The 21,603-nt window shown below is 69.2% G+C and carries 21 protein-coding genes; 11 read left to right on the top strand and 10 right to left on the bottom strand.

Annotated elements, in window-relative coordinates; genetic code table 11:
- Positions 1–81: 81 nt before the first annotated feature.
- Positions 82–1,467, bottom strand: coding sequence for a DNA repair protein RadA (gene radA, locus ACRDPS_RS09035; RefSeq protein ID WP_431501293.1), 1,386 nt, complete (start codon positions 1,465–1,467; stop codon positions 82–84).
- A gap of 141 nt (positions 1,468–1,608) precedes the next feature.
- On the opposite strand from radA, the gene ACRDPS_RS09030 reads away from it, so the two are divergent.
- Together ACRDPS_RS09030 and ACRDPS_RS09025 are read left to right on the top strand one after the other, a co-directional pair.
- A complete protein-coding gene (locus ACRDPS_RS09030) occupies positions 1,609–2,640 on the top strand; it encodes a LacI family DNA-binding transcriptional regulator (RefSeq protein WP_431501298.1) in 1,032 nt (343 codons plus the stop codon).
- Positions 2,641–2,678: 38 nt separating this feature from the next.
- Entirely contained in the window at positions 2,679–3,860 is a 1,182-nt protein-coding gene (locus ACRDPS_RS09025; RefSeq protein WP_431501292.1) for an NAD(P)/FAD-dependent oxidoreductase, read from the top strand.
- Between the two features lie 69 nt (positions 3,861–3,929).
- On the opposite strand, the gene ACRDPS_RS09020 is transcribed toward ACRDPS_RS09025, so the two are convergent.
- A complete protein-coding gene (locus ACRDPS_RS09020; RefSeq protein ID WP_431501291.1) occupies positions 3,930–4,691 on the bottom strand; it encodes a D-Ala-D-Ala carboxypeptidase family metallohydrolase in 762 nt (253 codons plus the stop codon).
- A gap of 99 nt (positions 4,692–4,790) precedes the next feature.
- A complete protein-coding gene (locus ACRDPS_RS09015; RefSeq protein ID WP_431501290.1) occupies positions 4,791–5,519 on the bottom strand; it encodes an SDR family oxidoreductase in 729 nt (242 codons plus the stop codon).
- 100 nt (positions 5,520–5,619) lie between these two features.
- Between ACRDPS_RS09015 and ACRDPS_RS09010 the strand changes: the two genes are divergently transcribed.
- A complete protein-coding gene (locus tag ACRDPS_RS09010; RefSeq protein ID WP_431501289.1) occupies positions 5,620–6,465 on the top strand; it encodes a LysR family transcriptional regulator in 846 nt (281 codons plus the stop codon).
- A 22-nt stretch (positions 6,466–6,487) separates the two neighbouring features.
- On the opposite strand, the gene ACRDPS_RS09005 is transcribed toward ACRDPS_RS09010, so the two are convergent.
- The 3 genes from ACRDPS_RS09005 to ACRDPS_RS08995 all read right to left on the bottom strand — a co-directional run bounded on the left by ACRDPS_RS09005 (position 6,488) and on the right by ACRDPS_RS08995 (position 8,904).
- Positions 6,488–7,222 carry a class I SAM-dependent methyltransferase gene (locus tag ACRDPS_RS09005; RefSeq protein WP_431501288.1) on the bottom strand — a complete coding sequence of 245 codons (735 nt, stop codon included), beginning with the start codon at positions 7,220–7,222 and terminating at the stop codon, positions 6,488–6,490.
- Positions 7,223–7,382: 160 nt separating this feature from the next.
- Entirely contained in the window at positions 7,383–8,039 is a 657-nt protein-coding gene (locus ACRDPS_RS09000) for a VOC family protein (RefSeq protein WP_431501287.1), read from the bottom strand.
- A 103-nt stretch (positions 8,040–8,142) separates the two neighbouring features.
- Positions 8,143–8,904, bottom strand: a complete 762-nt coding sequence (locus ACRDPS_RS08995) for a hypothetical protein (RefSeq protein ID WP_431501286.1) — start codon at positions 8,902–8,904, stop codon at positions 8,143–8,145.
- 150 nt (positions 8,905–9,054) lie between these two features.
- Here ACRDPS_RS08995 and ACRDPS_RS08990 point away from each other — a divergent pair, with 150 nt between their 5' ends.
- Positions 9,055–10,479: an ATP-binding protein gene (locus tag ACRDPS_RS08990; protein WP_431501285.1), complete on the top strand. Its 1,425-nt coding sequence runs from the start codon at positions 9,055–9,057 to the stop codon at positions 10,477–10,479.
- Between the two features lie 203 nt (positions 10,480–10,682).
- On the opposite strand, the gene sigJ is transcribed toward ACRDPS_RS08990, so the two are convergent.
- Positions 10,683–11,627, bottom strand: a complete 945-nt coding sequence (gene sigJ, locus ACRDPS_RS08985; protein WP_431501284.1) for an RNA polymerase sigma factor SigJ — start codon at positions 11,625–11,627, stop codon at positions 10,683–10,685.
- Between the two features lie 132 nt (positions 11,628–11,759).
- Here sigJ and ACRDPS_RS08980 point away from each other — a divergent pair, with 132 nt between their 5' ends.
- A complete protein-coding gene (locus tag ACRDPS_RS08980) occupies positions 11,760–12,218 on the top strand; it encodes a YybH family protein (protein ID WP_431501283.1) in 459 nt (152 codons plus the stop codon).
- 159 nt (positions 12,219–12,377) lie between these two features.
- Entirely contained in the window at positions 12,378–13,640 is a 1,263-nt protein-coding gene (locus ACRDPS_RS08975) for an MFS transporter (RefSeq protein WP_431501282.1), read from the top strand.
- Positions 13,641–13,647: 7 nt separating this feature from the next.
- Here ACRDPS_RS08975 and ACRDPS_RS08970 read toward each other — a convergent pair whose 3' ends face one another.
- On the bottom strand, positions 13,648–14,229 hold the full coding sequence (locus tag ACRDPS_RS08970; RefSeq protein ID WP_431501281.1) for a uracil-DNA glycosylase family protein: 582 nt from the start codon (positions 14,227–14,229) through the stop codon (positions 13,648–13,650).
- Between the two features lie 79 nt (positions 14,230–14,308).
- On the opposite strand from ACRDPS_RS08970, the gene ACRDPS_RS08965 reads away from it, so the two are divergent.
- Both ACRDPS_RS08965 and ACRDPS_RS08960 read left to right on the top strand, forming a co-directional pair.
- The gene (locus ACRDPS_RS08965; protein WP_431501280.1) at positions 14,309–15,250 is read left to right on the top strand and encodes a Ppx/GppA family phosphatase; all 942 of its coding nucleotides are present in this window, start codon (positions 14,309–14,311) and stop codon (positions 15,248–15,250) included.
- 8 nt (positions 15,251–15,258) lie between these two features.
- The gene (locus tag ACRDPS_RS08960) at positions 15,259–16,029 is read left to right on the top strand and encodes a sugar phosphate isomerase/epimerase family protein (RefSeq protein ID WP_431501279.1); all 771 of its coding nucleotides are present in this window, start codon (positions 15,259–15,261) and stop codon (positions 16,027–16,029) included.
- A gap of 79 nt (positions 16,030–16,108) precedes the next feature.
- Here ACRDPS_RS08960 and ACRDPS_RS08955 read toward each other — a convergent pair whose 3' ends face one another.
- A complete protein-coding gene (locus ACRDPS_RS08955) occupies positions 16,109–17,314 on the bottom strand; it encodes an MFS transporter (RefSeq protein WP_431501278.1) in 1,206 nt (401 codons plus the stop codon).
- A gap of 75 nt (positions 17,315–17,389) precedes the next feature.
- Between ACRDPS_RS08955 and ACRDPS_RS08950 the strand changes: the two genes are divergently transcribed.
- Positions 17,390–18,592 carry a heparan-alpha-glucosaminide N-acetyltransferase domain-containing protein gene (locus ACRDPS_RS08950; RefSeq protein WP_431501277.1) on the top strand — a complete coding sequence of 401 codons (1,203 nt, stop codon included), beginning with the start codon at positions 17,390–17,392 and terminating at the stop codon, positions 18,590–18,592.
- Here the strand turns inward: ACRDPS_RS08950 and ACRDPS_RS08945 are convergent.
- Positions 18,589–20,076: a Fic family protein gene (locus ACRDPS_RS08945; protein WP_431501276.1), complete on the bottom strand. Its 1,488-nt coding sequence runs from the start codon at positions 20,074–20,076 to the stop codon at positions 18,589–18,591. The genes ACRDPS_RS08950 and ACRDPS_RS08945 overlap by 4 nt on opposite strands.
- A 100-nt stretch (positions 20,077–20,176) precedes the next feature.
- Here ACRDPS_RS08945 and ACRDPS_RS08940 point away from each other — a divergent pair, with 100 nt between their 5' ends.
- The gene (locus ACRDPS_RS08940) at positions 20,177–20,770 is read left to right on the top strand and encodes a TetR family transcriptional regulator (protein ID WP_431501275.1); all 594 of its coding nucleotides are present in this window, start codon (positions 20,177–20,179) and stop codon (positions 20,768–20,770) included.
- A gap of 52 nt (positions 20,771–20,822) precedes the next feature.
- Positions 20,823–21,536, top strand: a complete 714-nt coding sequence (ccmA, locus tag ACRDPS_RS08935; protein WP_431501274.1) for a heme ABC exporter ATP-binding protein CcmA — start codon at positions 20,823–20,825, stop codon at positions 21,534–21,536.
- Positions 21,537–21,603 lie beyond the last annotated feature (67 nt).

Here is a 21,603-nt window from a genome sequence, read left to right as displayed (position 1 = left end):
CTTTCGGAGTGGGATGTGGCGATTCTAGCCGTGGATCCAACCGTAGTGCCGAGAACGTTCGACCACGAGTCACCAAGCCGATCACACCAAGCGGAGGAATTCCAGCGCGGAGCCGATGCTGTGGACCTCAAAGACACGCATACCGTCGACATCGCGCTCTTTGGGACGGTTCGGCACGGGCGCCCCGGGCTCGGCCGGCACCACCGCGACCGTGAACCCCAGCCGGGCCGCCTCGGAGAGCCGCTGGTCCAGATCACGCACCCGCCGAAGCTCCCCGGCCAGGCCGATCTCACCCAGCGCCACCACGCCGCGCGGCGTCGGCGTGCCGGTATGGCTCGAAGCCACCGCGAGCGCCAGCGCCAGATCGGCGGCGGGATCGCTGATCCGGGCGCCGCCGACGGTCGAGGCGAACACATCGCGGCCGGAGAGGCCGACCTTCGCGTGGCGCTGCAGGATCGCGAGGATCATCGCCAGCCGGGAGCCGTCCAACCCCGAGGTCGTACGCTTCGCCCGCTCCTCCGCCCCCAGCACGGTCAACGCCTGGATCTCGGCGAGAAGCGGCCGGCGGCCCTCCATGGTCACGGTGACGCACGTACCGGGCACGGAGACGTGATGGGTCTCCACGAAGAGCCCGGAGGGGTCGGTGACCGCCACGATGCCCTCCGAGGACAGGTCGAAGCAGCCCACCTCGTCGATCGGGCCGAAGCGGTTCTTCATCGCCCGCACCATCCGGAACCGTGAGTCGCGCGCGCCCTCGAAGTGGAGGACCACGTCGACCAGGTGCTCCAGCACCCGCGGGCCGGCGATCGCCCCGTCCTTGGTCACGTGTCCAACCAGGACGGTCGTGATGTTGCGGGTCTTGGCGACCCGGATCAGCGCCGCCGCGACCTCGCGCACCTGGGTCACACCGCCCGGCGCACCCTCGACCCCCGAGGCGCCGATGGTCTGCACGGAGTCGACGACGATCAGCTCGGGCCGGCTCTCCTCGATATGGGTCAGCATCGCGCCGAGATCGGTCTCGGCGGCGAGATAGAGCTCGTCCTGGATCGCGTTGGTGCGGTCGGCGCGCAACCGCACCTGCGAGGCCGACTCCTCACCGGTCACATACAGCGCTCGGCGACCGTAGCGCGCCGTCTGTGCCGCCACCTCCAGGAGGAGCGTCGACTTCCCCACGCCAGGCTCGCCGGCGAGCAGGATCGCCGCCCCCGGCACCAGTCCGCCGCCGAGCACCCGGTCGAGCTCCGGCACCCCGCTGGTGCGCCGCTCGGACTCGGTGACGGACACCTTCCCGATCGGCACCGCCGCCGCTGAGACGGGGGCCGCGGGCGTACGTCCCACCGGGGCTGCCGCCTCGGCGACCGACCCCCACGCCTGGCACTCGCCGCAGCGGCCGACCCACTTCATCGTCTCCCAGCCGCACTCGGAGCAGCGGTAGGAGGCACGTTTGGACGAGCGAGCTGAAGCCATGACCAGCAACCTAGAGCAAGCCACCGACACTTATGGGACCCACAGTTCTGGACCGATAGGGCCGTGCGAGAGAACCCTTCGTTACCATGGCTTGGAACGATCCAGAGTTCCACATGGCATCTAGGGAGGCAGGGCGTGGTGATGCCGCGTTCCGGCGGTCACATATCGGCCGCCCCGCCGACCCTTGCCGACGTCGCCGAGCTGGCCGGAGTCTCTCGGCAGACGGTCTCCAACGCGGTCAACAACCCCGATCTGCTGCGGGCCGACACCCTGGCGAGGGTGCAGGAGGCGATCGACAAGCTCGGCTACCAGCCCAACCGCGCCGCCCGGAGCCTGCGGACCAGAGCCAGCCACCTGATCGGCCTGCGGATGCCCGCCCTCCAGGAGGGCACCGCCAACGCGATGATGGACCGGTTCGTGCACACCTTCGTGGAGGCCGCCGCCGACACCGGCTACCACGTGCTCCTCTTCTACGGTGACCCCGCGGACCCGCTCGACGGCTACGACGAGCTGCTCAGGTCGACCGCGGTCGACGCGTTCGTCGTGACCGACACCCACCTCGGGGGCCAGCAGACGACGTGGCTGCAGTCGCGGCGGGCACGGTTCGTCTCCTTCGGCCGTCCGTGGACCCAGCCCGATGCCAAGCATCCCTGGGTCGACGTCGATCTCGCCTACGGCGCCGAGATCGCCACCGAGCACCTGATCGAGCGCGGACACACCAAGATCGCCTGGATCGGCTGGCACAAGGACTCCCTCCTAGGCGAGGAGAGGAGGAGCGGCTGGATCCACGCGATGCATACCCACGACCTCTCGACCACCGGCCTGGCCTCACGCACCGAGGACTCGATCAGCTCGGGCAAGGCCGCCGCCGACGCGATCCTCGACGAGACGAAGCCCACCGCACTCGTCTGCGCCTCCGACACCCTCGCGATGGGCGTGCTCCACTCGCTCTTCGAGCGCCGGCTCCGGCTCGGTGAGGACGTGGCGGTGGTCGGCTTCGACGACTCCCAGGTCGCTCAGACGGTGCCGCCGGGCATCACCTCCGTACGTCCGCCGCTCGAGGAGGCCGCGCGCGAGCTGGTCAAGGCGCTCGAGGAGCTGCTCGCCACCCCGTCCTATGCCGCACCCGGCGTGATGCTGAAACCCGTCCTGACCGTGCGCGGGTCCTCCTAGCCCTGGGCTTATGACCGGTTCCGCGCGACGATGTCGATATGGGAACTGAGGAAGTGACCGCGCGAAGCGCGGACATCGTCGTCATCGGTGCCGGTCTCGCCGCGGCCAGTGCCATCGAGACCCTTCGGGACGAGGGGTACGCCGGCCCCCTGACCCTGGTGGGCAAGGAGCCCGAGCTGCCCTATGAGCGACCCCAGCTCTCCAAGGAGTTCCTCGCCGGGGCCAAGGAGTTCAAGCTCTGCCATGACGATGCGTGGTACGCCGAGAAGGACGTCACTGTCCTCACCGAGACCACCGCGACCGCCATCGACCTGGCCAACGGCACGGTCGCCCTCAGCACAGGTGACGAGCTGCCGTTCGGCCGGCTGCTCCTGGCCACCGGCGCCACACCGAAGACGCCACCGATCCCGGGCATCGAGAACGCGATGACGCTCCGCACCGTGGATGACGCCCGCCGCCTCAAGGACGCGGTCCGGCCCGGGACCAGGGTCGCCACGATCGGAGGCGGCTGGATCGGCCTCGAGGTCGCCGCGTCCGTGACCGCGCTCGGCGGCCAGGCGGTCGTGATCGAGGCCGCGAAGCAGCCGCTGCTGGGCGTCCTCGGCCCCGTCCTCGGCAAGTACGTCGCCGACCTGCACACCAGCCACGGCGTCGAGATGCACACCGAGACGACCGTCGAGGCGATCGAGCCCGGAGCCGTACGCACCAGCGCCGGCGTGATCCCCGCCGATATCGTCCTCGTCGCCGTCGGTGCCGCCCCTGCCACGGAGCTGGCCGCTGCGGCCGGCCTCGAGGTCGGCGACGGCATCGTGGTCGACGCCCGGCTGCGTACGTCTGATCCCAGGGTCTTCGCCGCGGGCGACGTCGCGCTCGCGAAGCACACGGTTCTCGGTCCGTTGCGCGTCGAGCACTGGGACAACGCGATCAAGCAGGGCCGGCTGGCGGCCGGCTCGATGCTGGGGAAGGACGGCGTCTACGACTGGCAGCCCTACTTCTTCACCGACCAGTTCGAGTTCTCGATGGAGTACGTCGGGCACTCCTCGCCCGAGGACGAGGCGCTGCTCCGCGGCGACACCGAGGGCAACGAGTTCATCGCCTACTGGCAGCGCGGCGCCACCGTCACGGCGGGCATGAACGTCGGCATCTGGGATGTCAACGACAAGCTCCGCGAGCTGGTCGGGACCGACGCCGCCCCCGACCAGCTCACCGCCAACCCGTGAAGCCGAGTCGGCGCGTCATGACGAGCCGACTCGACCTGGGTTCCGGTCAGCTTGAGCCGACTCGACGGCTCAGAAGCACTGCGAGGCGCTGTGGAAGATGCTCGACTGGATGCCGAGGTGGATGTGGTCGCTGTGGTCGGGATAGCCCGGCCCGAGCACCTGCGGGAACGACTGGCGTGAGGCTCGCGCGATCCCGCACATGCTGGTCGCACTGCTCCCGGGCACCAGATCCATCGCCCGGCCATAGAGGTGGTTGCTGTTGGTGGCTCCGCCGACCGCGTCGTTGCACGCCTTCGACCGGTAGGCCGAGGTCACCCGCAGCGGGTGGTCACCGAGCCGATGCCGGATGGCCTCGGCGCGCCACATCGCCCGCATCAGGTTGCTCTTGACCTGGGTGATCGTCCCGGAGATCGGTGCCGGCCAACCGCCGTAGCAGACGTCGTCGACCTCGTTCCAGGCGAAGTGGACCGGGGTGCAGTCGTCGTCCTGGAGCGCGTAGATCTTGGAGAACGTGTTCGGCCCGGCGACGCCGTCGGCACCGAGCCCGTAGGCGGCCTGGAAGTTGCGGACAGCGGTCTTCGTCGCCGGGCCGTAGGACCCGTCGATCGTGAAGACCGTGCCCGAGGCCGCCCAGCCCGCGACACGGATCTGGAGCTCGGTGACCGCGTTGCCGGAGGAGCCCTCCTGCAGGGTGCCGCTCCAGGTGTAGCAGGCGTCGGCGTGCGCGGGGGCGGCCGTGGAAGTGATGGCGACGAGGCTGGTCGCCAGCGTGACGAGGAGTGTGCCGATGATCGTTCCGAGCCTGCGCCCGGGGTGTGGGGTGAGACGCATCTGTGGAGCTCCTAACCTTCCGAGAGGTCCGAGAGGACCCGAGTCGCTCCTAGCGTGCCGCCATTCGGCGTCGTGTACTTGGATTTCGCGTGAATGTAATCACCAGGGGATGACGCCGGCCTCCTCGAAGTAGCCGCCGGTCGGGCCGTCATCGGGCAGCGTCGCGAGGCTGATCGCGATTCTGGCACCCTCCTCAGGAGTGCGTACGCCACGGAAGCCGTTCAGGTCGGTGGCCACGAACCCGGGGCAGCCGAGGTTGATCAGGATGTTCGTGTCCTGCAGCTCCTTGGCGTACTGGATCGTGACGGCGTTGAGGTACGTCTTCGAAGGGCTGTACGCAGCCGAGATCGGCCCCACGGCCAGCGGGTCGTCCGTCGCCGTCTGCCGGGCGAGGGAGCCGACGCCGCTGGACATGTTGACGATCCGTGGCGACGACGACCGGCGAAGAAGCGGCAGCATCGTGTTGATGACTCGCACGACCCCGAAGACGTTGGTCTCGACCGCGTCCCGCATGGTCTCCACCGAGACGGCGGTCGGGTCCTGCGGCATGCCACCGGTGATGCCGGCGTTGTTGACGAGCACGTCCAGGCCGCCCTGCTCCTCGAGCAGCCGGGCCGCGGCGGCGACGCTGGCGTCGTCGGTCACGTCCAGCGGCACCCCGAAGGCGTCGACGCCGTTCGCGCGCAGCTTCTCCACCGCGGCCTCTCGGCGGGCGTCGTCGCGGGCGCCGATCCCGACCTTCCAGCCACGCGCGCCGAGGCCCGCGGCGATCTCGTAGCCGATTCCCTTGTTCGCGCCGGTGACCAGCGCGATCGTTGATTCGCTCATGTCATCCAGCGTGTCGCCGGGCGAGGAAACACTCCAATATCAACTCGGTCGGCACCGATACCGCTCGGGTATGTTTCCTGGTCGGAGTAGGGTCGAGACCATGGAGACCCGGGAGCTTCGCTACTTCGTCGCGGTCGCCGAGGAACTGCACTTCAGCCGGGCGGCGACCCGCCTCGGGATCGCGCAGCCGCCGCTGTCACGCGCGATCAGCCAGCTCGAGCGGCGTCTGGGCGGGGTCCTGCTGGAGCGCAACAGTCGCGGTGTCGCGCTGACCGACGCCGGCCGGGTGCTCCTGGCCGAGGCCCGTGCCGCGCTGGACGCGGTCGATGCGGCCGAGCGCCGCACCCGCCGGGCCACGGGCGACGGGGAGGAGCCCGGACTGGTCCTCGTCTCGAAGGCCGGCGCGGCGAGCGAGCTGCTGACCAAGCTGCTCGACACCTACGCCGCCGAGCCGGGTGCGGTGAAGGTCGAGGTCGTCCTGTGCGGCATCGGTGAGCAGGGGCCACGGCTGCGCGACGGCCGGGCGGACGTGGCGCTGCTGCACCGGCCCTTCGACTCCACCGACGGGCTCGACAGCGAGGACCTGCTCACCGAGGGCCAGGTCGCGGTCCTGCCCTCCAGCCACCCGTGGGCGACCCGTCCCCACCTGCGGCTGGCCGACCTCGACGACGTCCCCGATGTGCCGCCGATGCGCTGGCCGTCCGGAGGTGGGTCCTTCGCCGACGGCCCGGGACCGGAGATCCACGACACGGCACAGCTCTATCAGCTGATCGGGCTCGGCCGGGCGTACACGATCCTCCCGGAGTCAGCCCGGGCCGAGCAGCATCATGGCGTCGCCACCGTCCCGCTCCTGGACGCTCCCGAGGTCACCACGGTCATCGCCTGGCCGCAGCACAGCCGATCGCTCGCCCTGGCCGCACTCGTCCAGGCCGCCACTCGCCTCTAGAAGCGCTGTCCAGAGGTGCTGTCTAGAAGGGCTTCCACCAGAGGTTGACCGCATAGTCGACGTACGTGCCCTGGTGCTCCTCCAGGACCGCGGCCGCGGTGGCGGGGTCGAACTCGATCCGTACGACCGACTCCAGGTCCTCGCGGGAGCTGAAGGACCAGTCCATCTCGACCGGCACCCTGGTCCAGCCGTTCGAGGACCAGAACCGCTCCTGCTCCGCGGGCGGCGGGACCTTCGGGTAGCCGCGGCGGAACCACCCGCCGAAGGTCGAGCGGGAGCCGTCGTTGTCGATCACCATCGCCACGCCGCCGCGGCGCATCACCCGGTCGAGCTCGCGCAGGCCGGGCTCGGAGCCGGGGCCGAAGAAGTAGGCCCAGCGGGCGTGCATCACGTCCACCGACGCGGGCGGGATCGGCAGCCGCTGAGCGACGCCGGCGTCCACGCTGACGTTGGAGAGGCGCCGCGTACGCCTCCGGGCGAGCGTCACCAGATCCTGGTGTGGCTCGATGCCGGTGACGGTGCGGGCTTCCTCGGCGAACCTCGGAAGGTAGAAGCCGGTGCCGCAGCCGAGGTCGAGGACGTCGCGCCCGGCCCACGGCGCAGTCTGTGCCATCGCGGCCCAGAGGCGTCCGTGGGGATCGAGGGCACGGTTCTCGATCTCGTAGGTCGCGGTGTGGTTCCAGATGTTTGGGCTGGGGATCGCCCCCGTTGCGCCGGGAAGATCAACGCGGCTCATGTGGTCCCTCGGGGTGGTCATCTCGACAGGCTCGATACACCGCTCGACAAGCTCGACCACCGGGGGTCTGGGTGGTCATCTCGACAGGCTCGATACACCGCTTGACAGGCTCGACCACCACTCGCTGGGCTCGGCCACCGATCGGTCTGAGTAGTCTCGACAGGCTCGACCACCGTTGGCGTCAGATGCGGACTTCGCCGCGCGGGGTGACGAACTTGGCGGCGAGCAGGCCGGGGGTGCCGTGCTCGGCGACCCAGTCGATGTGGACGTTCTCGGCGGGCTTGCCGGTCCACGGGTCGACGCGCTCGCGCAGCTCGTCACCGAGGTAGTCCTTGACCCGCTCGGGGTCGCCGGAGATCTCCAGGTCGGTGAGGGTGATGTCGGAGCCGGCGTTGCCGGGGTGGAGGTCGGGGGTCTCCCACTTGATGAAGTAGGGCAGCTGCGGGTCGGCGATCAGGCCGTTGATGCCGATCTGCTCCCAGTGCAGCTCACGGCCGTCGGGGAGGTGGCGGTTGCCGGGAACCGCCTTGCGGCCGAGCCGCTCCTCGATCGGAGCCATGTCGTCGACGCCGACGACGAAGCCGACCCAGCCGCCGCCGAGCGCGGATCGGCCCTTCACCGCCTGGCCGAAGGGAGCCTTGTCGCTGGCCGGGTGCTCGAGTGCCTCGACGACCTCGAGGTAGAGGCCGCCGCGCATCGGAAGGATGAAGTTGCGGGTGCCGAAGCGAGGGTGGACACCGCCGTCGACGAACTCCTGCCCGAGCAGCTCACCGAGCTGCTTGGCGGTCTGTACCAGGCCATCGGGTCCTGCGGCGTACGAAACATGGTCCAGGCGCATACGTAAGATTCTGAACTCTCGCTGAGAGAGAGACGAATCCAGGGTCGCTATCTCTTGATGTCGAGAGAGTGGAGTTACGGGTCCTCGCAGGTCGGGGCGGAGATCAGTGCGGGCTGGCCGGATGCAGGGCCAGGGCCGAGCGCGATCGGACATGCGCCTCGCAGTGACGGACGAGCTCGTCGTACGCCGCCTTGCCCATCAGCTCGGTGAGCTCGGCCTCGTTGGTGACGTAGACGGGCTCGACGGCGACGTGGGCCTCGGTGTTGCCGGAGCAGTACCAGTCGAGATCGTGCCCGCCGGGACCCCAGCCGCGCCGGTCGTACTCGGTGATCGTCACCTCGGTGTAGGTCGTCCCGTCGGTCAGCTCGACGTCGCGGAACGTACGCCGGATCGGCAGCTGCCAGCACACGTCCGGCTTCGTCTCGAAGTGCTCACGGCCTTCGGCGGCGGCCAGGATGTGGAGCGCGCAGCCCGATCCGCCGGCGAAGTCCGGCCGGTTGGACAGGACGCACGACTCCTGCCCGCGAAAATCCGTTACCCGGGTCTTCCGCTCGCCTTCGTCATCGAGCTCGACCCAGTCGTCGCTCTTCACCTCGCGGCCCGGGTGCTGCTCCCACAGGTCAGGGGTCAGCTTCCGTACGAACTCCGCCGTTCGGGACTCGTCCTCCGCATCGGCGAAGTGCGCCCCCAGCGTGCAGCACCCCACGTCCGGCGAGCTCTTGAACATCCCCGGGCAACCGTTGCCGAAGATGCAGGAGTAGGCCGACGTCAGCCAGGTCAGGTCGCAGCGCATCCGCTCGTCCGCGTCGTCGGGGTTGGTGAACTCCACCCACGCACGCGGGAAATCCAGGGTTACCTCGGGCACCCGACAAGCCTACGTCCCTATGTGCTCGCGGATCGCTTGACTGGCGCTTGGAGGCCACAGGCTCGCAAATGTACGTCAAATGCACCTCGAAAGGCGCGCTGCGTACATTTGAGGTGCATTTGACGTACATTTGTTGATCAGGAGGCGCGAATGGAGATCGAAGAAATCCTGGGGACCCTCAGGACCGCCGGCGGCGACACCACTGCTATCGAGGTCAAGTCCGCTGCTGGCGGATACCCATCGACGACCTTGGAATCGCTCGGGGCCCTTGCCAACACGCCAGGGGGCGGGACGATCGTTTTCGGTCTGGATGAGCGGAAGGGGTTCACGCCGACAGGCCTCTACGACATTCAGAGACTCAAACAGCGACTCGGCAATGAAGCGCAGGACTTCACACCCCACGTTCGCCTCTCCATCTCCGATGCCATCGTCGACTCGAAGCCGGTCGTGGTCGTCGAGGTTGGCGAGTGCGACGCGGCGTTCAAGCCGTGCACTCACACAACGGGAAAGGCATGGGTGCGCAGCTATGACGGCGACTTCCTCCTTTCTGATCTCGAACGACAGGGATTTCTGAGCAATCGCACCGCTCCGCACTTTGACGTCTCCCCAGTGCCAGGCACGACGGTCGCCGATCTCGAGGCGAGCGCCGTGGCTGCCTGGAGAGAAACGGTGAGGCGGGAAGACCCGAACGGCTTGGGTCGATTCGATGACGATGCCTTGCTTCGGCACGGTGGTGTTGTCTCGGGCACCGGAGAACTGACGGTGGCAGGTCTGATGATGCTCGGCGAGTATCCCCAAGCCTGGTTCCCCCGACTTGTGGTCCACGTTGCTCGAGTGGAGCCGGACGGGTCGTTCCGAAACGCGAAACCGCTCAGTGGATCGATACCGCGCATGCTCGCTTCGACAGTGGACTGGGCGGCACAGAATGTCGACTACGCCACGGTATCCGGGCCGGATGGTCATCTCAGAGACGTGCCTGTCTTTCCGCTCCCGGTCATACGTGAGCTGGTCGGGAACGCTCTTGTCCACCGCGATCTGGCGCCATGGTCCGAGGGAATCGCGATCCACCTACGCATCTATCGGAATCGCTTGGTGATCACCAACCCGGGTGGTCTTTACGGGCTCACCGTTGATCGGCTTGGCCGCGAGGCGATCAGCCGTTCGAGGAATGCGAAGTTGGTCGCCCTCGGCGTCAACGTCTCCGCGCCAGGCGGCGTCCGTGTGGTCGAGTCGTTGGCGTCTGGACTCATCCGGGTCAATGCCGAACTCGATGACCAGGGCCTTCCGCGTCCGACCTTTGTTGACACCGGAATCCAGTTCACGGCCATCGTGAAGGCGACGAGGCAAAAATCGCCGCGAACTCCTACGCCAATGGTTGAGTTGATCGGTCCGAAGCAGCAGACGGTCCTGACGGCCCTGGTGGAGGGCGGTCAGCTCGGAGTGGCGGATCTCGTCGAGCGAACCGGGCTGTCCCCGACGGTGGTACGCCGGGCCATCACCGCGCTGCGGGAGAAGCGGATGGCGACTGTGGTGTCGGGTGGACGTGGGCGCGCGACCACGTACGAGGCGACCTAGGAATCGATGTGAGTCGAGTTGCAGCACTGACCTGGGCCGACGTTGACCACGTGAGGTGGGGAGAGGTCGCGGCGTTCAACGTCAGCAAGTCGCTGCCTTCCAGCTCGAGTCAAGCGAAGTCGCGATGATCGGCAGCGGGCACAACTCGCCCAACCTCCTTACTCTCGCCGTCACTGCCGATGCCGTCTCGACGCCCGAGAACTTCATGGTCGCTCTTGGTGTCGAGCTTGAGTGGTCGGAGTGGCAGCCACTCGGTTGAACCCGGCGCCCCACGGACGCAGCTTCTCCGGGTTGCGTACGGCCCAGATGCGGGTGATGCGGCCGTCGGCGATGTCGAAGGCGTAGACCGAGACGGCGGTGCCGGCCACCTTGCCGACCAGGCCGGGCTGGCCGTTGACCGAGCACTCCAGCAGGGTCGCCGGTGGGGCGTGGGCGGCGATCTCCATCCAGGCGTCGGCGATCTGCTCGGCGCCGCTGATGGGCTCGAGGAAGGCCAGGGCGAGGCCGCCGCCGTCGGCGGTGGCGATCGCCTCGGGGTCGAGGAGGCCGACGAGGGCCTCGATGTCGCGGGACTCCCAGGCCTGTTTGAATTTCCGGACCAGGTCGGCGCGCTCGGCGCCGGCGCGGGCGCGGGAGGTGTCGATGCGGCGGCGGGCGTTGGAGGCGAGCTGGCGGCAGGCGCCCGGGGTGCGTCCGACGACGTCGGCGATCTCGGCGAAGGTGTAGCGGAAGATGTCGTGCAGGACGAAGGAGACCCGCTCGGCAGGGGTCATCGAGTCCAGCACCACCAGGAAGGCCATGCTGATCGACTCGTCGAGAGTGACCCGGTCGGCGGGGTCGGCCGGGGCTGGCCCGGTGCCGTCGAGCCAGCCGCCGGGCACCGGCTCCGGGATCCAGTCGCCGACATAGTGCTCCCGCCGGGCCCGTGCGGAGCCGAGCAGATCGAGGCAGATCCGGCTGGCGACCGTCGTCATCCAGGCGCCAGGAGACGCGATCGCCTCGCGTTGCCGCTCGGACAGGGCGTACCAGCGGGTGTAGGTCTCCTGCGCGACGTCCTCGGCCTCGGCGAGCGAGCCGAGCAGGCGGTAGGCGAGGTTGATCAGCTGGCGGCGCTCGCTGATCACCTCGGCGAGGTGCGGGTCGGTCATGGCGGCTCCTTCGGTCTGCATGTCTACAACCGATCCGACGAAACAGCGACCCGATCTGTGAGACCGCCTGACACTTCGCACGCCTGTGTCGTCGGAGGGGTAACACCCGCCACGGAGAACAGGAGCCCGGAAATGATCAGTACCGACAGCGCCACCATGACCTGGTCGCACGAGGAGGCTGCGATCCGCCGCCAGATCGAGAAGGTCATCAAGGGACTGCGTGCCAAGGACCTCGACACCCTGCGGGAGCCGTACGCCCCCGATGTCGTGTCCTTCGACATCGAGCCGCCGCTCCGGCACGTCGGGATCGAGGCGAAGCTGGCGAACTGGGCGCGGGTCTTCGAGGTCTTCGAGACCGTGGACTACGAGCTGCGGGAGCTCACGCTCACCATCGGCGACGACGTGGCGTACGGGTACGCCTTCGGCCGGCTCAGCGGGACGATGAGGAACGGGGCCGCCACCACCGGCATGTGGGTCCGGGTCACCTACGGACTGCGCCGGATCGACGGCACCTGGAGGATCGCCCACGACCAGGTCTCGGTGCCGCACGACATCCTCAGTGGCAAGGGGATGGTCGACCTCGAACCGTGACGAAGACGACTCCGCCACGATTCCGGATGGGCCGGGAGGGCGGCGTATTCTTGTAGGTACGAAGCGACAGCTTCGTATCCATCGTGTATCACCTCGCGCTGGCCCCGCCGGCGGACCAAGGCGGCACAGAGCCGCGGTTCGCAGCGGGAGGTCATAGAGATGTCAGGGCAGGGCGAGCAGAGTCTGGCGCGCGCCGTCGGCGGGACGTACTTCCCGCTCGCGCTGGTCGCACGGATGCCGTACGCGATGATGGTCGTCGGTGTGTTGACGCTGGTCGTCTCCGGCCGCGGGTCGCTGGCGCTCGGGGGCCTGAACTCCGCGCTGGTGGGGATCGGGGCAGCCGTGTGCGGCCCGATCCTCGGTGCGGCCGTCGACAGGTTCGGTCAGCGGCGGGTGCTGCTCGTGGTCAGCGTCGCCAGCAGCGCGGCGCTCGCGGCGATGGCATGGGTGGTCTACAGCCCGCTGCCGGATGCGGCGGTGCTGGCGGTGGCGTTCCTGGTCGGTGCGACCGCGCCGCAGGTCGCGCCGATGTCGCGGTCGCGCCTGGTCGCGGTCATCTCCGCGCACATCGGTCCCGAGCGCCGGGTGCGGGTGTTCAACTCGACGATGGCCTACGAGTCGGCGGCCGACGAGATCGTCTTCATCATCGGGCCGGTCGTCGCGGGTGTGCTCGCCGTCGCGATCGACCCGTGGGCGCCCGTCGTCGCCGCGGCGGTGTTCACCCTGGTCTTCGTCTCCGCCTTCGCCCTCCACCCGAGCGCCCGGGCTGCGCAGGCTGACTCCGGACGTACGCCGCCGGTCGGCCCGGCGCGCGAGCTCGCCCGTCCGGGCCTGGTCGTCGTCGTGGTCGGGATCCTCGGCGTCGGGCTCTTCTTCGGGTCGATGCTCACCTCGCTGACCGCGTTCATGGCCGACCACGGCCGTCCCGAGGAGGCCGGCCTGGTCTACGCCGCGATGGGCGTCGGGTCGGCCGCGCTGGCGCTGGGCGTCGCCCTCTTCCCGGTGGGCTTCACCTCGAAAGCCCGCTGGCTGGTCTTCGGCGGGGTGATGCTCGCGGGCGCCCTCGCGCTCCCGAGCGTGTCCTCGCTGACCGCGATGGTGGTCGCGCTGCTCGTCATCGGCATCGGGATCGGCCCGACGCTGGTCACGCAGTACGGTCTCGCTGCCCGGCGGAGCCCGGTCGGCCGCTCGGCCACCGTGATGACCATGCTCGGCTCCGCCGTCATCCTCGGTCAGTCCCTCGCCTCCGCGGTCACCGGCGACGTCGCCGAGCGCTGGGGCACCGACGCCGCCCTGCTCCTGCCGATAGCTGCCGCGCTCGTGGTCGTCCTCGCGGGGGCGGTCAACGCCCGGCTCGGTGAGCCGGCAGAGATCACCGCGGCCCCGAGTCCCGAGCCCGTCGCCGCCACGGCCGATCGCTGAGCACAGGTCAGGGGCCGATCGCATCGGCGACCCGGCCCCGCAGCTCGGGTAGGACGTCGGTCGCGAACCAGGGATTGCGGGCCTGCCAGCGGAAGTTCAGCGGTGAGGGGTGGACGAGAGGGAACCGGTCCGGCAGATAGTCGCGGAAGTTGCGGACCCGCTCGGTCAGCGACTCCCTCCCGCCGAGGTAGTGACGCTGCGCGTAGTCACCGATGATCAGAGTCAGGCTGATCTGTGGCATCAGCTCGAGCAGGCGAGGGTGCCACGTCGGCGCGAAGTCGGGTCGCGGCGGCAGGTCGCCGCCGGTCGGAGCTTTGCCCGGGTAGTAGAAGTCCATGGGCACGATCGCGAACGCGGCCGGATCCCGGAAAGTGGCCTCGTCGACGCCGAGCCACTCGATCAGGCGTTGCCCGCTCGCGTCGTTCCAGGGGATTCCGCTCCGCTGAGCCTTGATGCCCGGAGCCTGGCCGATGATCACGCACCGGGCATCTGGATGGGCCACATAGATGGGCTCGAACCCGGCCTCGACGGCCCACGCGTTGCCCGGGTCGGCCGCGACGTCTCGGCGGATGCGGTCGAGTTCCTTCATGGGGTCATCATCGCGGTGACCGTCTTCCCCTGCGCTGTTCGGTTGAGATGAGCCTCGCCCGACCGTCTAACGTAGACCTATGCGTCTGGGCGTACTCGACATCGGATCGAACACGGGACACCTGCTCGTGGTCGACGCCCACGGCGGGGCGGCCCCGCTACCGGCGTACTCGTTCAAGCAGCCGCTTCGGCTGGCGGAGCATCTCGATCCCCAGGGCGACGTGACCGAGCAGGGGATCGAGGCACTGACCGCGTTCACCCGGGAGTCGGTGGCGGTCGCGGAGGAGAAGGGGGTCGCGGAGATGCTGGCGTTCGCGACCTCGGCGGTGCGCGATGCGGGCAACTCGCAGCAGGTGCTGGACCGCGTACATTCGGCGACCGGGGTGGAGATCGAGGTCCTTCCCGGGGACGACGAGGCGCGGCTGACCTTCCTGGCCGTACGCCGCTGGTTCGGCTGGTCCGCCGGGCGGCTCGCGGTCTTCGACATCGGCGGTGGTTCGCTGGAGATCGCGGCGGGCGTGGACGAGCAGCCGTACGTCGCGTGGTCGCTGCCGCTGGGTGCGGGCAGGCTCGCGCGCAGCTACTTCGGGGACCGGCCGACGGAGGAGGAGCTGCGCGAGCTGCGCCGGATGATCCGTGCCGCGATCGCCGAGGACGCGGGGAAGATCCTGCGCGACGGTCATCCGGACATGGCGGTCGCGACCTCCAAGACCTTCCGCTCGCTGGCGCGCATCTGCGGTGCCGCGCCGAGCGGTGACGGACTGCGCGTGCGCCGTCAGCTGCCGCTGGCCGAGTTGCGCCACTGGATCCCGAAGCTGCGGGAGATGACGCTCGAGGAGCTCGCCGACCTGCCCGGGGTCAGCCCGTCCCGGGCACACCAGATCGTGCCCGGCGCGCTGGTCGCCGAGGCGTGCCTCGACATCTTCGACCTGCCCGCCTTCGAGATCTGCCCGTGGGCGCTGCGCGAGGGGTTGATCCTCGACCGCCTCGACCACCTGGCCTTCATCGGCAGCGAGGAGTAGCCCGCCCGATGATCTCGCTGTCGACATCCTCGACCTACCCCGAGTCGACCGCCCACGGCTTCGCCTATGCGGCCGAGGTCGGGTACGACGGGGTCGAGGTGATGGTCGGCATCGACGCGCTCTCCCAGCAGACCCACGCGGTCAAGCAGCTCGCCGAGCACCACGGTCTGCCGGTCGTCGCGATCCACGCACCGACGCTGCTCTTCACCCAGCAGGTCTGGGGCTTCGAGCCCTGGGGCAAGCTCGAGCGCTCCGCCGAGATGGCCACCGAGGTCGGAGCTGGGGTGGTCGTCGTACATCCGCCTTTCCGGTGGCAGCGCGACTATGCGGCCGGCTTCGTGGAGGGGATCGCCACGCTGGAGCGCTCGACCGGGCTGCGGTTCGCGGTGGAGAACATGTATCCGTGGCGGGCGGCCAAGCGCGCGACGCAGATGTATCTGCCCCACTGGGACCCCTCGACCGAGGAGTACGCCAACACCACCATCGACCTCTCGCATGCCGCGATCGCCGGCGACGACGTGATCGAGATGGCGCGCCGGCTCGGGCCGCGGCTGCGGCACATCCACCTCACCGACGGCACCGGGTCGGCCAAGGACGAGCACCTCGTGCCCGGTCGCGGGCACATGGGGGCGGACCGCTTCCTGCGTCATCTGGCGGCGTCCGGGTTCGACGGGGAGATCGTGCTGGAGATCAACACCCGCAAGTCCGGCTCGCGGGACGGCCGCCTCGCGGACCTGCGCGAGTCGCTCGAGTTCGCCCGGGAGCACTTCCGGGCCTGACCGGCATGGCGGTCCAGGTGCCCGTGTGGGATACCCAGTTCCCCAAGTGGGCCTCACCATTCGGACGGCGGATGTCGGTTCAGTCGTGGGCGGCGAGCCAGGACCAGGTCAGCGAGATCAGGGCCAGGACGATGACGGCGCTGGCGATGCCCCACCAGCCGACGACGTACAGATAGCCCAGCAGCCACCCGAAGAGGCTCGAACCGCCGTAGTAGAACAGGTTGTAGAGGGCGCTCGCCTGGGCCTTCCCGACCCGCGCGCGGGCGCCGACCCACCCGGAGGCGACGCCGTGGACGGCGAAGAAGCCGGTGGTGAGCACCAGGAGGCCGGTCAGGACCATGACGAGATTGTCGGGGAAGGTCATCGTGACCCCGAAGATCATGATGATCACGCAGGTCAGCATCACTTTTCGCCGGCCGTGCTTCGCCGCCATCCGGCCGGCGACCGAGGACGAGATCGTGCCGCCGAGATAGGCGAAGAAGATCTGGCTCGAGATCGCCACCGGCAGCCCGAAGGGCTCGCGTTCGAGGCGGAAACCCAGATAGTTGTACGTCGCCACGAACCCACCCATCAGGAGGGCGGCCTGCCCGTAGAGCACGAGCATGCCCGGGTCGCGAAGGTTGGCGATCACGCCCTGGCGTACGGAGGTGGTCGGCTTGCCGGTCGGTCGGGACCAGCCCTGCGCCCGAGGGATCAGGGTGATGGCGATGATCGCGGCGATCGCGGAGAGGACGCCGCCCGAGGTGACGCCCAGGCGCCAGCCGCCGAGGTCGGCGAACGGGCCGGTGACGACTCGGCCCAGGAGGCCGCCGACGGTGGTGCCGGAGATGTAGATGGCCGCGGCGACGCTGACGTGGCGTACGTGGATCTCCTCGGCCAGGTAGGCGACGGCGAGGGCGGGCACGCCGCCGAGCGCGATGCCTTCGAGGACACGCAGCACGAGGAGGGTGGTGAAGCCCGGGGCGAGCGGGGTGAGGAGGCCGAGGACCAGGGAGATGGAGAGCGCGATCTTCATCGCCGGCGCCCGGCCGATGCGGTCGGCGAGCCACGACCAGCCGAGGACGCTGGCGGCCAGGCCGAGGGTGGCGGTGGAGACGGTGAGCGCGGCGGAGGCCTCGTTGACCTCGAGTGCGTGCGCGAGGGTGGGGAGGATGCCCTGGGTGGAGTACATCTGGCCGAACGCCGCGATCCCGGCCGCGAAGAGGCCGATCAGGATGCGCCGGTAGCCCGGGCTGCCGACGTCGTGTCCCTCCCAGTCGCGGGTCAGAGAGGCATCAGCGGACATCGTTCTCACGGTAAAGCAGCGGTTGTGCGTGGGTGAAGGCGCCGGGTGCGTGAGATATCTCTACTCTGGGGGACGATGTCCGTCCTTGGCCCGAGCTCAGCGCTCTCCGACCGCCTCTCGACGCGTCTCGTCGGTGTCGACGTGGCGCGGTGCCTGGCGCTGCTGGGGATGATGGCGACCCACGTGCTCGACCCCGTCGACGCCTCGGGCGAGCTGACCAGGGTGCAGGCCCTGGCCGGTGGGCGGTCCGCGGCACTCTTCGCGGTGCTGGCCGGGGTGAGCCTGGCGTTGATGACCGGACGTCAGACCCCCGTGCGGGGGCCGGTGCTCCGGACCCGGGCGCTGGGGCTTGCCGTACGCGCCGTGCTGATCGCCGCGATCGGGCTGGTGCTCGGGTCGCTGGGCACCGACATCGCGATCATCCTGACCTACTACGGGGTGCTGTTCCTGCTCGGTCTCCCGTTCCTCGGTCTGCGGGCGCGGTGGCTGTGGCTGCTCGGGGTGGTCTGGATCGTGGTGGGGCCGCTGCTCTCGATGGCCGTCCGCCCGCTGCTGCCGGAGCGACAGTTCGCCAGCCCGGACCCCGCGCAGCTGCTCGAGCCCGGACGGCTGCTCGCCGAGCTGCTCTTCACCGGCTACTACCCGGCGGTGCCGTGGCTGGCGTACCTGCTCATCGGGATGGCGATCGGCCGCATCGACCTGCGCAACAGGATCGTGGTCGACATGGTCTGGACGAGTGGCATCATCGTGTCCCTCTCCGCGACCTGGCTCTCGGGCAGGCTGACCCGGATGCCGTCGGTCGCCGAGGAGCTGCTGCGTACCCACCCCGGGCTCGACATCGACGGTGCGCTCACCAAGATGAGCTTCGGTCTCTACGGGCAGACCCCGGTCGACGGCGGCTGGCAATGGCTGCTCGTCGTCGCGCCGCACTCGACCACGCCGTTCGACCTGGCGCAGACCATCGGCAGCTCGATGTTCGCCATCGGAGCGTGCCAGATGATCTCGCTACGCCTGCGTGAGCGCTGGCGCACCGGGCTCGCCGTGCTGTTCGGCGCCGGCACCATGACGCTCACCCTCTACACGCTGCACGTGGTGATGATGACCGGTGCCGTCTGGCCGCCGGAGCGGCCCGGGACGTACGTCTTCCATGTGCTCGTCGTGCTCGCCATCGGCGCCGCCGTCACCGCCTGGGGTCGCCCCGGGCCGCTCGAGTGGGTCGTCGGTCGCCCCTCGGCATGGCTGCGCCGGGCTGAGTCTCGCCCGGAGCGCGGCGGCTAGCGGCGCCACGGGGCGGCCGGCGAAGTCTGCCGGCGCCCGAGGAGGCGGAGCCGGTTCGGGCTGTTCGGCTCCTCGAAGGCGTACGTCTCCTGGAGCTGTGCCTTCATCGACAGGTAGTCGGAGAAGTCGAGCGAGGCGGTGAAGTCCTGGGCGTACCTCATCGCCTTGATGTACACCTCGGGTCGGTCGCGTCGGGAGAGCTCGCGGAGACCGTCGAGGTAGTCGTCGCGGAAGACCGTCGGGATGATGATCCGACTCTGACCACCGGCGTAGAGCTCGGCCGACATGGTCGCGCGCGCAACGCGTCCGTTGCCGTCGTTGAACGGGTGCACCTCGGAGACCACGAAACACAGGTAGACGGCGCGCTCCCAGGCCGTGTCGAGCTCGGAGCGCAGCCGGAAGCCGGCCGCGAGCGTGCCCTCGACCAGAGTGGGCTCGACGAAGAGCGTCGCCCCGGCCTGGTTGCGCATGGTCTTGAGCACGCCGGGCCCGACGGACGGGCGACCCTCCATGATCCGCTGGTGGCGACGCTGCAGCGTCTCGATGAAGTCTGCCTCGTCGGTCGGGACGTGGGTCATCTCGATCGGGTCGGCGAGCAGCCGGTGAGTGCCGAGGACGTCGTGGGCGTCCTCGGGGCGCTGCTCGGGAATCTCGCCGTCGAAGACGATCCGGGCGGCCTCGTCGAACTCGAACTCCGTGCCTTCGATGAAGTTGGAGAAGTACGCCTCGGCGAAGGGCTCGTACGCAACGGCTGCGGCGTCAGGTGCTGGGCGGCTCTGTGGCGCCGCGCTGCGCAGGGCCTCGATGAGGCGTTCGAACCGCTGGACACGAGCCTGGTCGACGGACTGTCCCGATCGGCGCGCGGTCAGGTTGGGGTTGTCGGTGCGCGCGTTGTTCGTGCCCAGCGCGATGCCGATCAGCGTACGCATGGTCTCGAGGCGTTTCGGAGGGACGCCCAGCGTCTCGGCGAGCTCCTCGGCTCGGCGGCGGTAGCCCTGGAGTCGGTCCTCGCCGTCGGTGCGGCACAACCGGTCGATCCAGTCGCCGAGCTCGGCCTCGGAGAGGGTGCGTGGTGTCGCGCCGGCCCTGGCGCGTGACTCCAGGCAGTTCTCCGCGAGCCCCCGTGCCGTCGAGGCCCGGTGGATGTCGCCGGGGAGGGCGATGTCGTCCGGTTGGGGTCCGCGACCTCGGCGTGCACGGATCGTGAGACCGGGGAGCGCTACGTCTCGCGGGGCTGCTTCGCGAGCGACGTACAGGATGCCGTCGACCGGCCTGCTGGTCGGCGCCGATCGGTCGGTGATCACTGATCCGGGCAGGAGCCTGGCCGCGATCTCGGTGATCCTGGATCGCACCACCTTCGCGGGGTCGTCGGTTGCTCGGAGGTAGACCCCGGGCGCTATGCGATTCAGCTCGCCTCGTGCCACCAGCTTCGACAGTGTGCTCGCAGCCATGTCCCCGGAGAAGATGACGTCCTGGTTAAGCACCGAAAACCGCCTTAAGTCGGAATTATCACCACTTTAGCGCAGCTAAGTGTGAAATTATGCATGCTTAGTGAACTTCGGAGGACCACGTTAACGTGGCCCCATGAGCACCACGGCACCTCGGCGAGGACGCAGGCCCGGCTCGCCGGACACGCGGGCGGCGATCCTGGCGGCGGCGAGACAGCGCTTCGCGCAGCAGGGGTACGCCGCGACCTCCGTCCGTGGGATCGCGACCGACGCCGGGGTCGACTCCTCCCTCGTGCACCACTACTTCGGCACCAAGGAGGACCTCTTCGTGGCCGCGCTCGAGCTGCGGGTCGACCCGCGGGAGGTGTTGCCGATCGTGGCCGAAGGCGGCGTCGACGGCGCGGGGGAGCGGCTGGTGCGACTGTTCCTGTCGGTGTGGGACGACGAGGAGTCGCGTACGCCGCTGGTGGCCGTCGCGCGAGGGGTGCTCGACCCGGGAGGGCAGCGGCTCATCAACGACGGATTTTCCCGGATGGTGCTGCAACCGCTCGGCACGGCTCTCGGGATCGACCGCCCCGAGGAACGGATGGCGCTGGTCGCCTCGCAGATGTTCGGCATGGTCCTGATGCGCTATCTGGCCCGGATCGAGCCGCTCGCCTCGGCGAGCCCGGAATGGCTGGTGGACGTCTACGCGCCCGTGATCCAGGGCTACCTGAGCGGGCCGATCTGATCCGATCTGGGGGTTGCGCAGCGGGCGTCATGCATGGGAAATTCATCATATGATGAATAACGTGGTGGAGGCGTCCGGCCTCCGAGTCGTACGCGGGAAGCGTGAGGTGCTCCATGACCTCGACTTCTCCATCCGGGCCGGGGAGGTGACCGGGCTGCTCGGACCGTCGGGGTGCGGCAAGACGACCCTGATGCGGGCGCTGGTCGGCGTCCAGGCGAAGGTCACCGGGACTCTCTCCGTGCTCGGCAGCCCGGCCGGTTCGGCTTCGCTGCGGCCGCGGATCGGCTACGTCACCCAGGCGGCGAGCGTCTACGACGATCTGACCGTCACCGAGAATCTGAGGTTCTTCGCGCGGGTGCTCGGCGCGCCCCTGTCGTCGGTCTCGGAGGCCGTCGAGACGGTCGATCTCGTGTCACACCAGGACCAGGTCGTACGCGATCTCTCCGGTGGCCAGCGATCGCGGGTCTCGTTGGCTGCCGCGTTGCTCGGATCGCCGGACCTGCTGGTGCTCGACGAGCCGACCGTCGGGCTCGACCCCGTGCTGCGGGAGCAGCTGTGGGGCACCTTCCGGGACCTGGCCGCCGCGGGCGCGGGGGTGATCGTGTCGAGCCACGTGATGGACGAGGCCGAGCGCTGCGACCGGCTGCTGCTGATGCGCGAGGGAGCGATCCTCGCCGACGGGAGCCCGGCCGAGATCAAGCAGAAGGCGAACGCCGACGACATCGAGCAGGCGTTCCTCGCGTTGGTGAAGGAGGCGGCGGCGTGAGCGAGCGTCAGCGAGCGGCAATAAGCCTCAGGCCGCCGGTTCCGTATTCTTCGACCTTCGCTACGGA

Origin of the sequence: Nocardioides sp., assembly GCF_050699375.1 — a bacterium.
Taxonomy (GTDB): Bacteria; Actinomycetota; Actinomycetes; order Propionibacteriales; family Nocardioidaceae; genus Nocardioides.
This window is presented reverse-complemented; position numbering and strand designations above follow the sequence as displayed.

Bases quoted from the DNA above. Each gene is read 5' to 3' on its own strand.
- radA (WP_431501293.1), bottom strand. From the start codon at position 1,467: ATGGCTTCAGCTCGCTCGTCCAAACGTGCCTCCTACCGCTGCTCCGAG.
- ACRDPS_RS09030 (WP_431501298.1), top strand. From the start codon at position 1,609: ATGCCGCGTTCCGGCGGTCACATATCGGCCGCCCCGCCGACCCTTGCC.
- ACRDPS_RS09025 (WP_431501292.1), top strand. From the start codon at position 2,679: ATGGGAACTGAGGAAGTGACCGCGCGAAGCGCGGACATCGTCGTCATC.
- ACRDPS_RS09020 (WP_431501291.1), bottom strand. From the start codon at position 4,691: ATGCGTCTCACCCCACACCCCGGGCGCAGGCTCGGAACGATCATCGGC.
- ACRDPS_RS09015 (WP_431501290.1), bottom strand. From the start codon at position 5,519: ATGAGCGAATCAACGATCGCGCTGGTCACCGGCGCGAACAAGGGAATC.
- ACRDPS_RS09010 (WP_431501289.1), top strand. From the start codon at position 5,620: ATGGAGACCCGGGAGCTTCGCTACTTCGTCGCGGTCGCCGAGGAACTG.
- ACRDPS_RS09005 (WP_431501288.1), bottom strand. From the start codon at position 7,222: ATGACCACCCCGAGGGACCACATGAGCCGCGTTGATCTTCCCGGCGCA.
- ACRDPS_RS09000 (WP_431501287.1), bottom strand. From the start codon at position 8,039: ATGCGCCTGGACCATGTTTCGTACGCCGCAGGACCCGATGGCCTGGTA.
- ACRDPS_RS08990 (WP_431501285.1), top strand. From the start codon at position 9,055: ATGGAGATCGAAGAAATCCTGGGGACCCTCAGGACCGCCGGCGGCGAC.
- sigJ (WP_431501284.1), bottom strand. From the start codon at position 11,627: ATGACCGACCCGCACCTCGCCGAGGTGATCAGCGAGCGCCGCCAGCTG.
- ACRDPS_RS08980 (WP_431501283.1), top strand. From the start codon at position 11,760: ATGATCAGTACCGACAGCGCCACCATGACCTGGTCGCACGAGGAGGCT.
- ACRDPS_RS08975 (WP_431501282.1), top strand. From the start codon at position 12,378: ATGTCAGGGCAGGGCGAGCAGAGTCTGGCGCGCGCCGTCGGCGGGACG.
- ACRDPS_RS08970 (WP_431501281.1), bottom strand. From the start codon at position 14,229: ATGAAGGAACTCGACCGCATCCGCCGAGACGTCGCGGCCGACCCGGGC.
- ACRDPS_RS08965 (WP_431501280.1), top strand. From the start codon at position 14,309: ATGCGTCTGGGCGTACTCGACATCGGATCGAACACGGGACACCTGCTC.
- ACRDPS_RS08960 (WP_431501279.1), top strand. From the start codon at position 15,259: ATGATCTCGCTGTCGACATCCTCGACCTACCCCGAGTCGACCGCCCAC.
- ACRDPS_RS08955 (WP_431501278.1), bottom strand. From the start codon at position 17,314: ATGTCCGCTGATGCCTCTCTGACCCGCGACTGGGAGGGACACGACGTC.
- ACRDPS_RS08950 (WP_431501277.1), top strand. From the start codon at position 17,390: ATGTCCGTCCTTGGCCCGAGCTCAGCGCTCTCCGACCGCCTCTCGACG.
- ACRDPS_RS08940 (WP_431501275.1), top strand. From the start codon at position 20,177: ATGAGCACCACGGCACCTCGGCGAGGACGCAGGCCCGGCTCGCCGGAC.
- ccmA (WP_431501274.1), top strand. From the start codon at position 20,823: ATGAATAACGTGGTGGAGGCGTCCGGCCTCCGAGTCGTACGCGGGAAG.